The 14,769-nt window shown below is 65.5% G+C and carries 14 protein-coding genes; 7 read left to right on the forward strand and 7 right to left on the reverse strand.

All coding sequences use genetic code 11. From position 1 onward, the window contains the following. The first annotated feature begins 233 nt into the window (after window positions 1–233). The 5 genes from cpaB to GWQ44_RS12790 are packed head-to-tail and all read left to right on the forward strand — an operon-like array spanning window position 234 to window position 5,454. The gene (cpaB, locus tag GWQ44_RS12770) at window positions 234–1,172 is read left to right on the forward strand and encodes a Flp pilus assembly protein CpaB (protein WP_275927492.1); all 939 of its coding nucleotides are present in this window, start codon (window positions 234–236) and stop codon (window positions 1,170–1,172) included. A gap of 39 nt (window positions 1,173–1,211) precedes the next feature. Beyond that, window positions 1,212–2,399 carry a pilus assembly protein gene (locus GWQ44_RS12775; protein WP_047301491.1) on the forward strand — a complete coding sequence of 396 codons (1,188 nt, stop codon included), beginning with the start codon at window positions 1,212–1,214 and terminating at the stop codon, window positions 2,397–2,399. Next, on the forward strand, window positions 2,396–3,670 hold the full coding sequence (locus GWQ44_RS12780; protein WP_047301489.1) for a CpaF family protein: 1,275 nt from the start codon (window positions 2,396–2,398) through the stop codon (window positions 3,668–3,670). Before GWQ44_RS12775 ends, GWQ44_RS12780 begins: the two co-directional genes overlap by 4 nt. A 16-nt stretch (window positions 3,671–3,686) precedes the next feature. Beyond that, window positions 3,687–4,568 carry a type II secretion system F family protein gene (locus GWQ44_RS12785; RefSeq protein WP_016964314.1) on the forward strand — a complete coding sequence of 294 codons (882 nt, stop codon included), beginning with the start codon at window positions 3,687–3,689 and terminating at the stop codon, window positions 4,566–4,568. Between the two features lies 1 nt (window position 4,569). Then, entirely contained in the window at window positions 4,570–5,454 is an 885-nt protein-coding gene (locus GWQ44_RS12790) for a type II secretion system F family protein (protein WP_016964315.1), read from the forward strand. Window positions 5,455–5,513: 59 nt separating this feature from the next. Here the strand turns inward: GWQ44_RS12790 and GWQ44_RS12795 are convergent, their stop codons facing one another. Together GWQ44_RS12795 and GWQ44_RS12800 are read right to left on the reverse strand one after the other, a co-directional pair. Then, window positions 5,514–6,305, reverse strand: a complete 792-nt coding sequence (locus GWQ44_RS12795; protein ID WP_016964316.1) for a response regulator transcription factor — start codon at window positions 6,303–6,305, stop codon at window positions 5,514–5,516. A 125-nt stretch (window positions 6,306–6,430) separates the two neighbouring features. Continuing rightward, a complete protein-coding gene (locus GWQ44_RS12800) occupies window positions 6,431–6,901 on the reverse strand; it encodes a prepilin peptidase (protein ID WP_275927493.1) in 471 nt (156 codons plus the stop codon). A gap of 73 nt (window positions 6,902–6,974) precedes the next feature. Here GWQ44_RS12800 and GWQ44_RS12805 point away from each other — a divergent pair, with 73 nt between their 5' ends. Continuing rightward, entirely contained in the window at window positions 6,975–7,424 is a 450-nt protein-coding gene (locus GWQ44_RS12805) for a TadE/TadG family type IV pilus assembly protein (RefSeq protein ID WP_275927494.1), read from the forward strand. Beyond that, on the forward strand, window positions 7,421–10,186 hold the full coding sequence (locus tag GWQ44_RS12810) for a PAS domain-containing sensor histidine kinase (RefSeq protein WP_275927495.1): 2,766 nt from the start codon (window positions 7,421–7,423) through the stop codon (window positions 10,184–10,186). The genes GWQ44_RS12805 and GWQ44_RS12810 overlap by 4 nt, the downstream gene beginning before the upstream one ends. Here GWQ44_RS12810 and GWQ44_RS12815 read toward each other — a convergent pair. The 5 genes from GWQ44_RS12815 to GWQ44_RS12835 form a co-directional block, all read right to left on the reverse strand. Then, window positions 10,171–12,189 carry a pilus assembly protein TadG-related protein gene (locus GWQ44_RS12815; protein ID WP_275927496.1) on the reverse strand — a complete coding sequence of 673 codons (2,019 nt, stop codon included), beginning with the start codon at window positions 12,187–12,189 and terminating at the stop codon, window positions 10,171–10,173. The genes GWQ44_RS12810 and GWQ44_RS12815 overlap by 16 nt on opposite strands. 166 nt (window positions 12,190–12,355) lie before the next feature. After that, window positions 12,356–12,913 carry a DUF4136 domain-containing protein gene (locus GWQ44_RS12820; protein WP_016964322.1) on the reverse strand — a complete coding sequence of 186 codons (558 nt, stop codon included), beginning with the start codon at window positions 12,911–12,913 and terminating at the stop codon, window positions 12,356–12,358. A gap of 36 nt (window positions 12,914–12,949) precedes the next feature. Next, window positions 12,950–13,558: a DUF4136 domain-containing protein gene (locus GWQ44_RS12825; RefSeq protein ID WP_103739507.1), complete on the reverse strand. Its 609-nt coding sequence runs from the start codon at window positions 13,556–13,558 to the stop codon at window positions 12,950–12,952. 11 nt (window positions 13,559–13,569) lie between these two features. Next, the gene (locus GWQ44_RS12830) at window positions 13,570–14,319 is read right to left on the reverse strand and encodes a methyltransferase (protein ID WP_275927497.1); all 750 of its coding nucleotides are present in this window, start codon (window positions 14,317–14,319) and stop codon (window positions 13,570–13,572) included. Continuing rightward, window positions 14,316–14,621 carry a MazG-like family protein gene (locus GWQ44_RS12835; RefSeq protein ID WP_016967051.1) on the reverse strand — a complete coding sequence of 102 codons (306 nt, stop codon included), beginning with the start codon at window positions 14,619–14,621 and terminating at the stop codon, window positions 14,316–14,318. The genes GWQ44_RS12830 and GWQ44_RS12835 overlap by 4 nt, the downstream gene beginning before the upstream one ends. Between the last annotated feature and the right edge of the window lie 148 nt (window positions 14,622–14,769).

Raw genomic sequence — 14,769 nt, forward strand, 5'->3', positions numbered from 1 at the left:
ACTGTAAGAACGGATTAATCACTAAGTATTAATTGAATGCTTGACGCCGAAAGCTCACCCCCAACTGAGAGCCGCCTACTGTTGTGTGCAATTTTTCCGCGAGTTAATGGCATTTCGTCCTAGCTCTACTACCTTCACATAGCGAAATAGTTGCATGTTCATAGCTGCCTAGTTGCGAAGTTGACTCGTTTGCAAGCGCCGACTGGTGATGCAGCAGGATAGGGAGAGCCTTTATGAACAGCCGCGTCACCATGGGTCTGGCTGGACTTCTGCTGCTAGGTGCGGTGTTTTTCGGTTACTGGGGGCTGGTACTCAGCCGCCCGCCCGCGCCCGCCACCACCCCTGCGCCGGCAGCCCCGAGCGTTGTTGAAAAAACCACCGCCAGCGCCGAAGACCAGACCCGCCAACCAGTGGTGGTGCTGGTGCGCGATGTGCCTCCTTTCGTGCCCCTCAGCGCCGCCGATCTGGCGCTGGAAAAACTGCGCACCGCACCGGCTGGCAGCCTCAGTGCGATCGATCAGGCGGTGGGGCGCATACCCTGGCGGCAACTGAGTGCCGGGACCTGGCTCAATGCCCAGAGCTTCGACAGCGGCGGGGCCCTGGCGCGGATGATTCACCCTGACGAGCGCGCGCTGGCGGTGGCCGTGGATGAAGTGATCGGCGCCGCCGGGCAACTGAGCCCGGGGGACTACGTCGACGTGCTGCTGTTCCTGCGCCAGGACACCACCAATCTGCAGCAATCGGCGCAGATCGCGGTCCCCGCCATGCGGGTGCTGGCGGTCGGTGAACAGTTGGGCCTGACCAACGACGGACAGCCCGCCAGCCCCGCGCTGAGCAACGAAGAAAAGCTCAAGCAGGACCAGCGTCGGATCGCCGCCCGCACCGTGGTCCTGGCCGTGCCCGAACAACTCCTGAGCCGCCTGATGCTCGCGACCCAGGTCGGTGTGCTGCGCCTGGCGGTTCGCAGCAGGGAGGAACAGCGCCTGGCCCAGTACTGGGCTGGCGACAAGAGCGCGGCCAGCCATCTCAATGTGGCCAACAGCAATCTGTTTCAGTTCACCCAGTTGGCGCTTGGCAATGCCCCACGCAATCAGGTCGCCCAGCAAAACGGCGCGCCGCGCCCGGCGGTGGAGGTGATTCGTGGCAACCAGATCACTCAACAAACGCCCTGATCAGGCGAGGGTTCACGACATGCGCAGCGGGCTATCACCATGAGTCAAAGCCTGAACCAGACCTTTCTTGCCATCACCCGCAACAGCACCGATCTGGAGTGGCTGCAAGGCGCCCTCGCGCCCTTGGGCCAGGTGGTGGGCGCCGATGGCAGCCTCGACGAACTGCTGGCGCTGGTGGACGTGACCTTCGCCAACCTGGTGTTCGTCGGCCTCGACCGCGAGCACGTGGTGGCCCAGGCCGCGCTGATCGAAGGCGCCCTGGAAGCCAAGCCGATGCTGGCGATCGTCGCCCTCGGCGATGGCATGGACAATCAGCTGGTACTCAACGCGATGCGCGCCGGGGCTCGGGATTTCGTCGCCTACGGCTCGCGCTCCAGCGAAGTCGCCGGGCTGGTCCGGCGCTTGAGCAAGCGCCTGCCGGCGGTCACACCCAACACCCAGCTGGGGGGCCTGACGGTGCTCTACGGGGTCCAGGGCGACGGTGACGGCGCACTGCTGGCCGGGCACATGGCCCTGGTGGTGCAAAAGAGCGGCCAGCAGACCCTGCTGCTGGACCTGGGCCTGCCCCGTGGCGACAGCCTGGCCTTGCTCGGGCTGGAGAGTTCCTTCCACTTCGGCGACGCCCTGCGTCACCTGCGGCGTCTGGATGCGACCCTGATCGACAGCGCCTTCACCAGTGCCGAGGCCGGCTTGCGGATTCTCGCCTACGCCCCCCACGACGAGCCTCTGGAGCACACCAGCGCCGCCGAGCTGTACATGTTGCTCAGTGCCCTGCGCCAGCACTTCCAGCACATCGTGGTGAACCTGGTGGGGCAGTCGGACAGCGAGGCGCTGCGCACCTTTGTCAGCCATTGCGACAAGCTGATCTGGTGCACCGACCAGAACGTCCTCGACTGCCGGCGCAACCTGGCGGTGCTCAACCACTGGCGCGAAAAGGGCCTGAAACTCGATCACGCACGCCTGCTGGTGGACCGCTACCTGAAAGCCGTCGCGCCGGACTCCGAAACCCTGGGCAAAACCTTCGGCCTGGAAGTGATCGCGGTGCTGGCCTACAGCCCGGAGGTGCGCCTGAATGCCAAGAACCAGGGCGTCACCCTGTTTGAAATGGCCCCCCGCGAAGCCCTGACGCAAAGCCTGAAAACCCTCGGCGAGCGCCTGGCCAAGCGCTCCGAAGGACTGGCCCGACCCAAGGGCGGCTGGCTCAACCGAATCATGGGGGGCAAATGAGCGGAGAAAAACTCTTCGGCGCCTCGACCCGCACGGTGCCGGGCAACAGCGACCACGAAGGCCTGAAACTGGTGCTGCATCGCTACATCATCGATGCCATCGAAGAGTCGGGGAAAAACCTGCTGGAAAGCTCCCGGCAGAACCTCTCGCAGTTCGTCACCGACAAGGTGGCGGAGTACATCGCGCGCATGCACCTGGCGATTTCCCGCTATGAAATGGAGCGCCTGGCCGAGGAAATCGTCGATGAACTCACCGGCTTCGGCCCCCTGGAAGTCTTGCTGCGCGATCAGGCCGTCACCGAGATTCTGGTCAACGGCCCGCACCGGGTGTTCGTCGAACGCGAAGGCGTGCTGCACCAGAGCGACTTGCGCTTTATCGACGCGCACCATGTGGAGCGGGTCATGCAACGGATTCTGGCGCCCCTGGGCCGGCGCCTCGACGAGTCCTCGCCGATGGTCGATGCGCGCCTGCCCGACGGCAGCCGGGTCAACGCGATCATTCCGCCCATCGCCCTGGACGGCCCCTGCCTGTCGATTCGCAAGTTTCGCAAGGACATGCTCAAGAGCAGCGACCTGATCGCCATGCAGACCATCGACCTGGCGATCTTCGAGTTCCTCCAGGACGCCGTGGGCAAGCGCTGCAACATTCTCATCAGCGGCGGCACCGGCACCGGCAAGACCACCCTGCTGAATATTCTCAGCCAGTTGATCAACCCCTATGAGCGCCTGGTCACCATCGAAGACGTGGCCGAGCTGCAACTGGGGCATCCCCACGTGGTGCGCCTGGAAACCCGTCCGCCCAATGCCGAAGGGCACGGCGAGGTCAAGGCCAGCGACCTGATCCGCAACGCCCTGCGGATGCGCCCGGACCGGATCATCCTCGGCGAGATCCGCGGCGTCGAAGTGCTGGATGTTCTGACCGCCATGAACACCGGCCACGACGGTTCCATGAGCACGGTGCACGCCAACAACGCCCAGGACGCCCTGCTGCGCCTGGAAACCCTGGTGGGCCTGACCGGGCGCCAGGTGGCCGAGCGCACCCTGCGGCAGATGATCTGCGCGGCCCTGGATGTGGTGATCCAACTGACCCGCCTGCCCGACGGCCGCCGCTGCGTCAGTGAAGTGGTGGAGGTGGTGGGCATCCGCGACGACATCTACGTCACCAATACGCTGTTTCGCCTGAACCGCCGCAACGGCCTGGGTTTTGAGCGCGAGGCGCTGAACCCGGCGGGCGACAAACTGCGCCGCGAGAGCGGACTGGGCATCAACTGAACCGCCGAGGTGGCCCATGATCGGCCTGCTGCTTACCTTGATCTGCCTGCTGCTACTGGGGCTTTCCGGTTGGCTGTTCTACCACGGCGTGCGCAAGACCGAACGCGAGCGGGTGCTCAACCGGCTGGCTCAGGGACAACCCGAGCTGAACCCGCCGCGCCATGCCTGGACCGGCCTGGAACAGGCCTTCGCCCGCGCCGGCCTGGGCCAGCCCAATGAACGCCTGGGCCTGTGGCTGACGGCGTGGGCGGCACTGACACTGCTGGGTTACCTGTTGGGAGACTGGCTTGGCCTGCTGGCTGGCGTGTTGGTGCCGCCGCTGTTGTTGCGCCTGTCCATTGCCTGGCTGTATCAGCGCCGGCTCAAGCGCATGATCGAACAACTGCCCGCGCTGCTGGATCACAGCGTGCGCAGCCTGAAATCCGGACGCACCCTGGCCGATGCCGTGCTGGGCGCCATCGAAGCCAGCAACGACCCGCTCAAGCAAGCCATGGGACGCGTCCAGCGCAACGTGCAGTTGGGGGTCAACCTGCCGGACGCGGTCAGTGACTTTGCCGAGTTCTACCAACAGGATGAGCTGCGCATGTTCGCCCTGGGCCTGAAGGTCAATCACCGTTACGGCGGCAACGCCAGCGAGTTGCTGGAGAACCTGATCAAGCTGATCCGCGAGCGCGAGCAAGGGGCCCGGCAGTTGCGCGCAATGACCGGGGAAACCCGCATGACCGCCTGGGTCCTGGGCAGCCTGCCGCTGCTGCTGGTGAGCTACTTCATGCTCACCAATCCGGGCTACATGCTGGGCATGTGGCACGACCCTTCCGGCCAGGCCATGCTGATCACCGCGGTGTGCCTGCAGATCTTCGGTTGCCTGGCCCTGTGGCGCATGTTGAGGAGTATCTGAAATGCTTCTGCTGGCTGCTGCGCTGTTGTTTCTCGGGGCCTTGCTGCTGCTCAGCAACAGCCTGCTGACGCAACGCCGGCGCGAGCGCCAGATTGCCCAGCGGCTGCACGGCCACATGACCCGCGACAACCGCCTGGGCAGTTGGCTGCGACTGCTGGGCGACAGTCGTTTCGGCCAACGCGCGGTGAACATGGACAGCGAAACCCAGACCCTGCTCAACCGCCTGGGCTGGCGTCGCTCCACCCAGCGTTCGCTGTTCGCGGCCTGCCAGATCGGCACCCCGGTGCTGGCGGTGTGCCTGGTGATCTTCATTGAGGAGGTGGCGTTTCCCCAAGCCCAGAGCCACTGGCTGACGCCCCTGCTCGCCGCCGGCGCCGGCTACCTGCTGCCCAAGCGGGTGTTGGCCTACGCCGCCCAACGCCGGCAAAAACACATCGCCCTGGAGATCTCCACCTTCATTCCCTTGCTGCGCATCCTGTTCGAGTCGGGCATGGCGGTGGAGCAGGCGCTGCGGGTCCTGAGCAACGAAGCCGGGAAACTGCTGCCGGAACTGACCCATGAATTGCGCCTGATCCTGGCGCGGGTGGATTCAGGCCTGGAACTGGGCCAGGAACTGCATCAGACCGCGACCCTGCTGGCGGTGGACGAGTTCACCGACACCTGCGTGATTCTCCAGCAACTGATCCTGCAGGGCGGCGGCGCGATGAAATCCCTGCAGGCCCTCAAGCAATTGCTGGACGACCGGCGCCTGACCCGCCTGCAGGAATACATCTCGAAAATGTCGGCGAAGATGTCGGTGGTGATGATGCTGTTTCTGTTCCCCGCGCTGTTGATCGTGCTGGCCGGGCCCGGCTTCACCGCCATTGCCCGGGCCTTTGCCTACTAAAACAGGACAGGAGTGTCGCGGCCGGCGGCGAGTGGCTCGCCGCCGGGATGCCGACAGCATCAGTGGGCGGTGACTCGCTGGCGCAGTCCCGAGTTGCTCGGCGACAAGGCCAGGGCCAGTTGCGTGCGGTTATGCATGTGGGTCAGGCGCAGGACCTGGGACACGTAGAGCTTGACGGTGTTTTCGGTGATGCCCAGTTCACAGGCGATCTGGTAGTTGGTCTGCCCCTTGCCCACCAGTCGCGCCACATCCAGCTGCCGTGGCGACAGCTGGTTGAAGATCGCCGGCACCTCGAACGGGTCGGCGTCGCCGCTGCCGTCCTCCGCGGACTCCTCGCTGCGACTGGCCGCTGGCGTGCGCCGGACCTTGTCCAGATCCTGGTACAGGTCATCGATGGACTCGGAGAGAAACTGCAGCTTCTGGTTCAGGTGCCCCAGGTGCAGGTTCTTCTGCCGTTCCTGCAAGGCGACTTCCTGACGTTGCAGGCCTTCGAGGAGTTCATCCAGGTCGATGGGTTTCTGATAGTAGTCGGCAATGCCGGCACGCATGGCCTTGATCACGTCCTGCTTGTCGGACTGCCCGGTGAGCAGGATGGCTTCGAATACCCGCTGCTTGCCGGCCAGACGCTGCAGCTCCTGCACCAGTTGGATCCCGTCCATATCGGGCATGTGCAGATCGCAGAGCACCAGGGCAATGTCCGGGTCCCTGTTGAAGCAGTCCACCGCCTGGCGGGCGGACTCGCAAGGGACACAACGGTAACCGCTGTTTTCAAGAAACTCGCAAAGTTCTTCGACAATCAGCGGCTGATCATCAACCACGAGCACTTTCATCTGGGAGGTGAGCTTGTTCACGTGCAACTCCGTGCGAGCCAATCGCCGATTGACCACTCCTGCCCCGCCCGCAGGTTCCGGGCAGCCACGACTTAAAACCTAGACCTACTTTCCGACTATGTACATAGCATTAATCGGCTCGGCGACTAGTGGATCACGCTCACAGTTAAGACCATTCCAGCCAGGACAAAGGGAGCGAACGGGTATTTTTTTGACAGGCCCATGGCTTGCGCCTCGCCTTGTGGTGCAAGCCCCTGTCTCGGCGCAGAAAGGAGCCTGGGGACGATCAGCAGCCACAGCAGGCTGCAGAACCCGGCGCCAATGAACGCCCCCAGCAGATGTTCGGGATCGGAGGCCAGCCCCAGGGCGGCCATCAATTTGACGTCCCCCGCCCCCATCCGCCCCATGGCGTACCCGGGTAGCGTGAGCAGCAGGGCCAGCAACAGGGCCCAGGCGCCCTGGGCAGCCGCAGCGCCCAGCCAGGTACTGCCGGTCCACAGCAGATAGCCGCTCGCCAGCAGCGCGGCGCCCAGCGTCAAGGTGTTGGCAATATGCCGTTGACGCAGATCCTGCACCGCGCACAGCACCAGCCAGATCCACAAAACCCAGAAATGCATGAGCTAAAAAATTCCTTTTAGCGGATTGATTCTATGCTCAATGGACATAGTGACTGTCAGGGTAGACGCACTCATGAAACCGGGCCTCCCCAGCAAGCACCCCAGCAAGCAAAAGGGCGCTGCAGCGATCGAGTTCGCGGCGGTGTTCGTGATCTTCTTCGCGGTGTTTTACGGCCTGGTCAGCTACAGCCTGCCGCTGTTGATGATGCAGTCCTTCAACCAGGCCACCGCCGAGGCCGTACGCCGGGCCGTGGCGGTCGATCCCAACAGCGCCAACTACGCCACCACGGTGCAGAACCTGGCCAACAGCGTGGTGCAGGCCCAGACCCTGTGGATTCCGTCGCTCTTCAACTTCGCCGCCACCGACTACAGCTCGGTGTACGCCAATGGCGTGCTCACCGTGCGGATCGACTACCCCACCTCGAAGCTCACCCAGGTGCTCCCCCGCCTGGTGTTGCCGGTGGTCGGCCCGATCCCCAACTTGCCCACGACCCTGTCCGCCCTTTCGAGCGTGCAATTTTGAACGCCAGCGACAAGCTGTTCGGGCGCCTGCTGGGCCGCCAGCCAGCACCGGCCGACGAAGCCCAGGCCCAATTGCCGGCCCAGGCAGTCGGCTTGCAACTGGTGCTGGACCCGAAGGGGCGGATCCTCACCAGCAGCGGACCGCTGCGCCATGCGCTGGCGCAGTTGCCACCCTCGCCCGAGCCCCACCATCTGCTGGACTACGCCCTGCCCGGCTGCGCCCTGGCCCTGGAGGGGCACCCCGCCGACTGGAGCGCGCAGGTGCTGGATCTGGACCTGCGCGGGCTGGGCGGCACGACCCTGCACCTGCGCGGCTGGGTCCAGAGCTGTGGCAGCCAGTGGCTGCTGCAACTGCTGGACATCGGCGACCTGATCCAACAGCGCCAGCAGGCCCTGAGCCGCGAGCAATGCCAGATCTTCGCCACGCTGATCAACGAGCAGATCCGCCTGTGCACCCTGAGCCGGCTGGCGGAGGTGCTGCACGACCAGCTCGCCGACCTGGCCCGCTACTGCCACATCCCTTGCGTGGGCCTGGCCTTGCTCGACGACGAGGAACAAACCTGGGTGCTGCACAGTGGCTACAGCGCCCACGACGCTCCCCGGCTGTGGCAGGACGGCCAGGTTCTGGGCAGCGGCCTGGACAGCTTGAGCGGCAATGCTCCGCTGCACCTGAATCATATCCAGGGCCTGAACGAGCACCCGCGCCTGCAAGGGATCTTCGGTCATCGCGAAGGTTTCCTGGTGCCCTATCGGGACGCGCACGGCGTCGCCGCCTGGTTGCTGTGCGGCAGCTATGCCGTGCAGCAGCAGGCACCGCACCTGCTGGAGCGCGACTGGCTGATGCTCACCGCCGCCCTGGCCGAGCCCTTGCTCGGCCGCCTGCGCGAACAACGCGATCACCTGCACCTGGAACGCCTGGAAGCCCTGCAGGGTCTGTTGGGCGCCGGCTGGTGGGAATTGTGTCCGGAGACTGCCGAGATCCAACTGGCCAGCCAGCTGGCCGCCAGTCTGCAGTTGCCCGACGCGCGCAGCAGGCTGGCGGTCCAGGACTGGCTGGAACTGATTCACCCCGCCGACCGCAGCGAACTGGCCAGCCGCCTGCACGCCCTGACCCTGGGCAAGCCACTGCTGGTCTGCGCGCGCCTGTCCGAGCCGGACCCGAGCCTGCCGCCACGCTGGTACCGCTTGCAGGGCCAGTCCCTGGGACGAGGGGAACAACAGCGGTTCCTGGGCTTCATGCTGGACATCAGCGATATCAAGAACCAGCAGCAACAGGCGGCTGCGGCCCACGCGCGCCTGGACAATCTGATTGCCAGCTCGCCGGCGGTGATCTATGTCCAGCGCTACCTGGAAGGCGCCCTGCAACCGAGCTTTTTCAGCGCCAGCCTGCAACCGCTACTGGGCTGGAGCCTGGAGGACTGCACCACGGCCGGCCTGGCGGACTGGGTGCACCCCGAGGACCACGACCTGTATTTCCAGCGCTGCCGCCAGTTGTTGCGCGAAGGCAGCGTCCACGCCCGCTACCGCCTGCGCGACCGCCACGGGGCTTACCACTGGGTCATGGATGAAGCCAAGCTGCTGCGCGACGACCTGGGCCTGCCGGTGGAGGCCGTCGGCCTGTGGCTGGACGTCACCGAGGCAACCCTGGCCGCCGAGCAGATGCGCCAGAGCGAGGAGCGCTACCGGATTCTGGTGGAAGACTCACCGGCGATGATCTGTCGCTACCGCCCGGACCTGACCCTGACCTTCGGCAACCGGCCGCTGGCAACTTACCTGGAATGCCCCGCCGAGGAGCTGCCGGGTAGCCACCTTGGGCAATGGCTGTCCGCCGAACAGCGCGAAGGTTTCGAGCGACGGATCCAGCGGCTGAGCCCGGAGTTTCCAGTCAGCACCGCCGAGATCTGCCTGCAGTTGCCGGGGCGTGAACACGCCTGGTGGGTCTGGTCCGATCGCGGGGTCTTCGATGAGCAGGGACAGTTGCTGGAGATCCAGGCCGTGGGCCGTGACAACACCGAAGTCCGACGTGCCCAGCAGCAGCTCATGCAGAGCGCGAAAATGGCCACCCTGGGGGAAATGGCCACCGGCCTGGCCCACGAAATCAATCAACCGCTGAACGTGATGCGCATGGCCATCGTCAATGTGCTCAAGCGCCTGAACAGCGGTGAGATCCAGGTCGACTACCTCACCGACAAACTGCATCGTCTCGACACCCAGGTGCAGCGAGCCGCCCGGGTGGTGGATCACATGCGGGTGTTCGGCCGACGTTCGGAGGTGGAGCAGCAACCCTTCAATCCGGCCCTGGCCATCGAGGGCACCCTGTCCCTGCTGGCCGAAGGCATGCGCGGCAAAGGGATCGAACTGCGCATCAGTGAGCTGGGGTTCGAGGTGCAGGTGCTGGGCTTCGTCGACCAGCTGGAGCAGGTGCTGATCAACCTCATGGTCAATGCCCGGGACGCGCTGCTGAGCCAACCGCCGCGGCAAGCCTTCAAGCCCTGGATTGCCGTGCATGGCCAGCGCGACGAACAGCGGGTACGCCTGTGGGTCGAGGACAATGGCGGCGGCATCGACCCACGCCTGCTGGAGCGGATCTTCGAACCCTTCTTCACCACCAAGCCTGCGGGTATCGGCACCGGGCTCGGGCTGTCGGTGAGCTACGGCATAGTGGAAAACATGGGCGGGCGCCTGAGCGTCAGCAACGGAGTGGACGGCGCGCGCTTTTGCATCGAGCTGCCGATTGCCCCGGCGGATCAGATCACCAGGTAGGCCCGGCCGGTCTGCCCGCAGGTGAGGTTGGCGCCGACCTCCACATCCATCAGGTTGATGCCGAGGGTCGCCAGCAGGCTGTTCAGCAGCGGATCGAGCAAGGGGCTCAAGAGGTTGCTGATCAGCGGCATGATCAGGCTGGTCACCCCATTGATCAGGCCCCCCGCCCCCGCCACCACCGAGCCCAGCAGATTGGCATTGACCGGCTGGTAAACCTCCAGGCTGATCCCGGCAATAGTGCCCGACAGGCTGTTGACCAGGTTGTTGGTCGGCGCCGCGTTCTGGTAGCTCGGCGCCTGATTGACGTTGGGCGGCGTGGGAAACGGCGGCGCGCTGCTGGCGTACAGCAGGTCGCGCCCGACATTGGGCCCGGTCTGGCTGAGCCCCAGCGCACTGTCGACCTTGAGCCCGATGCCGCCGGCGGCGAATGCCGTCCGCGCCGGGCCGCAACTGCCGATGCCGAGGATCTTGTGGCAGGTCCAGATGCCCAGGTCGACGATCGGCACCGGCGTGACCACCGGTTCTGCCGACGAGGAGAAGGCGGTACTGGGATCGATCTGGCCGATCTTGATATCGGCCAGTGACGACTCGCTGTGCACCGTGAGGCTTTTGCTGCCGGCGTTGTCCGTCGGGCAGCTGTAGTTGGTGACGTAGGCCTTGGCGCCCCCCAGTTCCAGGTTGATATCGATGCGCGCCGTGGGCAGCACCTCGGGATCGACTTGCTGGCAGCCGGCGCCCAGCAGGCAAGCGACGGAGTTGATGGTGGCCGCCAGGTTCAGGCTCAGGACGCTGTTGAGGGTCGGCGTCAGCGAGCCCACCAGACCCAGCAGGGCGTTGGCCAGGCCGCTGATCCCGGCCAACCCGGTCAGGTTGACCGACACCAGGGTGCGCACCTGGGCCGTGCGGACATAGATGCGGTTGGCGCCCAGCGGATCGAGGATGGCCAGCCGCGGATCGCCGACCGCCGAGAACTGCGGCGGCTCGATGACCTTGACCCTGATGGTGACGTTGGCCAGGCCCAACAGGTTGGCCGGCACCACCGCCGCCACCGCGCTCTTGCTGTTGGCCAGCTGGATCATCGCCTGCATCAACTGAAAGAGTTGCAGGTTGGCATCCAGGGCGGTGCTTGCCGCACCGCTCTGCAGCTTGAGGATGTCCCCCAGCGTGAGCTGCGGGATCTGGCTGCTCACCGCCACTTGCAGGGCGCCCAGGGCCGCCAGCACATCGGCCGTGGCGCCATTGGCCTGGACCACGGTGGCGGCGGTCTGGATCAGCCGGGTCAGGCTGGCCTGAGTGTTGAGCAACTGGCTGTAGTTGCCCGCGGCAACCCCCAGATCGATGGCCAGTTGGTCGAGGTAGCGCAGCAGGTTGATGTCGCTGTTGAGCAAGCCATTCCAGCCCACGGCGCTGATGTTGAGGCTGCCGCCCAGCATGTCGCCCACCAGGGTATTGAGCAGCGGTGAATTGGCGCTGTTGACGGTGGCCAGGGTGCTGCGGATGCTCAGTTGCGCCCGCGGTGGGGTGGGCGCGGCGGCCACCGCCGTGGCAGTTAACTGAGTGGTGAGGTTGATCGGCCCCGGGCTGAACAGTGCCCCGATTCCCGCCGCCACGCTGATGGGCACCGTGTGGGTCGCCACGACCCGCACCGCCGCCGATTGCGTCGGGTCGGTATTGAAGGTACGCAGGCTGTTGGCCCCGGTGGTCAACGCGCCGCACGCGGTGGTCAGGGTGCTGCCGGCGTCGACGGTAAAACCATTGCGGGTCGCGCTCTGCCCGGCATAGGCCGCGGCGCTGAGGCCGGCCTGGCAGTTGCCGCCCCGGCTCACGGCTTCCAGCGCGGCGTTGTCGGCGACCCGCTGCAACTTGCGCTGCTCCATGTACAGTCGGCCGCTGTCCACCACCACGACCATCAGCAACAGCGCCAGCCCCAGGGTCACGGCGGCCATCAGACCAATGGCTCCGCGCTGGCGGCGCGGAGCGGTAAAACGCTTCAGGGGAGACATCGGGGCACTCCTTTCCCGGCTCGCAGCCGAGCGCGCACTCCATCGATGCACAGCAGTGTAGTCAAAGGCCGGGCCGTCGCTGGCAAGGTGCCAGCTCGCCTGACTGGCGGCGCCAGGGCGCGCCGCCCGTCACTGTCGCGGCCGGTGCCGCGCGGGGCTGAAGGCCTTAGTGCGGCGGGTAGTTCTGCAGGATGCGCATCACCGTATTACGCACCGCGGCGTTGCGATCCACCGGGCTCGGCGAGTTGCTGAGCAGTTGCTCGTCGCTGCCGCGCCACACCAGCTTGCCGTCCTTGCCGTCCAGCAGGTCGATCTGGATGGTCGCCACCTTGTAGGTGATGTTGCGAGTCTCGTTGTACATCGGCCCGCCCCAGTAGCCATTCCACGGGCCACCCCAACCACCGCCGTAATTGGTGGTGACCTGTTGCTGACGGTCCTCGACGATCAGGTACGCCTGGACCTTGAGATCGGCCGGGGCTGCGCCCTGTACCGGGCGCAGGCCACGCTGGTCCAGTTGCTCGGCCACGGCCTGGCGGATGCGCTGCTCGGTCAGGTCGCTCTTGATCCGTGGATCATCGGGGCGGTATTGCAGGGCGGGTTCTTTCCAGCTCCAGCTGCGGTAGGCGCCAAAGTCCCGGCTGGCGTCGAAATCATGGTTGACCTGGTTGGCGGCGCAGGCACTGAGCAAGGCGGCGCATACCAGTAACGCGATTCGATGGAACATGCTGTTTCTCCGATTCAAGAACAACCACCGGCGGTCCTAACTGGGAGGATAGGCCGCCATTGCCTTTTGCACCGCCTCACGCAAGGCATCGGCCCGCTCGCTGAGGCTGCCGCGGCTGCTGGTTTCGGCGCTGGCGCTCCAGACCGGCTGGCCGCTGGCGCCGTCATACAGATTGACCCGAACCACCACCACTTCGACCTCGTAGGTGCGCACCACCGGCACGCTGCCGTACATGCCGTAGCCCGGGCCATAACGGTTATAACCGCCGTAGCCGCCATAACCGTAGTCGTCTTGGACCTGGCGCAAGCGCTTCTCCAGGTGCAGGTCGGCACTGACCCACAGGTCCGCCGGGCGCTGGTCCAGCACGGGGCGCAAACCCCGCTGATCCAGAGCGTTGCTCACCGCCTCGGCAATCTGCGCCGAATCGGCCCAGGCCGAGCCGTTGGGCAGGCGCCCATTGAGCCAGGCCCAGTTGCGGTAGCGTCCGTAATCGCGCTGCGGCGCCGGGTAGGCGCTGCGATCGAAGGTGTTGGCCGCTTGCGGCGGCGCCGGCGGCATAGGGTTGCTGCTGGCGACGTAGGGGTTGCTGCCCTGACAGGCGGCAAGCCCCGAACACAGGAAGATCAGACCCAGGCGGCGTTTCATTGCGCACTCCGTTAGACCGGCCGGCACAGCCAATGCAGATAACGCCCAAGGCCGGCGAAACTTGGGTGTCGGCGGTGAGCCAGTTCCATTTCCAACAGGTCCGTCAGCTCGGCCCGAGCCTGGAACTCCACCGGCATGTAATCGTGGAAAACCCGCACTCCGCTCTGGGTTTCGACTCGCCACAAGCCATCAAGTTGCGCCGCCAGCTCGCGCGGATCAAGCGGTTGTTGCGGGGTCAGGCTCTGCTTTTCGCCGGCCATGTCGTTCTTGCGCATCTTGCGGAAATGGCCCTTGAGCAGGTTGCGATAGACCAGCGCATCGCGGTTGTAGAAGGCCAGGGACAACCAGCCATCGACGCGGGTCAACTGGTGCAGCACCGGCAGGATCGCGTGGGGCTCGGCCAGCCATTCGAGCACCGCATGGCAGAGCACCAGGTCGTAGGGTTCGGTCAGTTGGCCCAGCAGTTCCTGCCAGGGCGCCTGGATGAAGGTCGCCTGCTGCCCGGCCTCGGCAAAGCGCTGGCGGGCGCCTTCGAGCATCGGTGCGGCGGGCTCGGCCAGGGTCACCTGATGCCCGTGCTGGGCCAGCCACAAGGACATGTGTCCCAGGCCCGCGCCGATATCCAGCACCCGCAGCGGCAGCTCGGGCAGGCTTTCCTTGAGGTCGGCCTGGAGCACCGCGAGGCGGATCGCGCCCTTGGCGCCGCCATAGATCTTCTCGGCGAAACGGGTCGCCAGCTGGTCGAAATGCCGGTCGCTCATGAGCAGAACCGCCGTTCGCTGTCCGCCAGCTTGCTGCGCACCACCTGGTCCATGTCCAGCCCCAATTCGCTGCACAACAACAGCAGGTAGAGGACGATGTCGCCCACTTCCTGACCGGCATGGGCCAGCTTGTCCGCCGGCAGTTGCCGCGACTGGTCCTCGGTCAGCCACTGGAAGATTTCCACCAGTTCGGCCATTTCGACGCTGGCGGCCATGGCCAGGTTCTTCGGGCTGTGAAATTGCCGCCAGTCGTTGCGGTCACGGATGGCGTGCAGGCGTTGGGTCAGTTGCTCTAGGTTCATCGGGGTCTCCTGAAGGCGTATAGCTTCCGGGGGATGGGCGTGGGACGCAAGAGCGCTTTCGCCGGCCGGTCGGCTCCTACAGAATGTGCCCGCCCTGGCAGCTTCTATGCTTGGCAGGGAACTCGCCACGGGCATCCATGGCCCAAGG

This window comes from Pseudomonas sp. 3MA1 (assembly GCF_029237275.1).
In the GTDB taxonomy this organism is placed as follows: domain Bacteria; phylum Pseudomonadota; class Gammaproteobacteria; order Pseudomonadales; family Pseudomonadaceae; genus Aquipseudomonas; species Aquipseudomonas fluorescens_AP.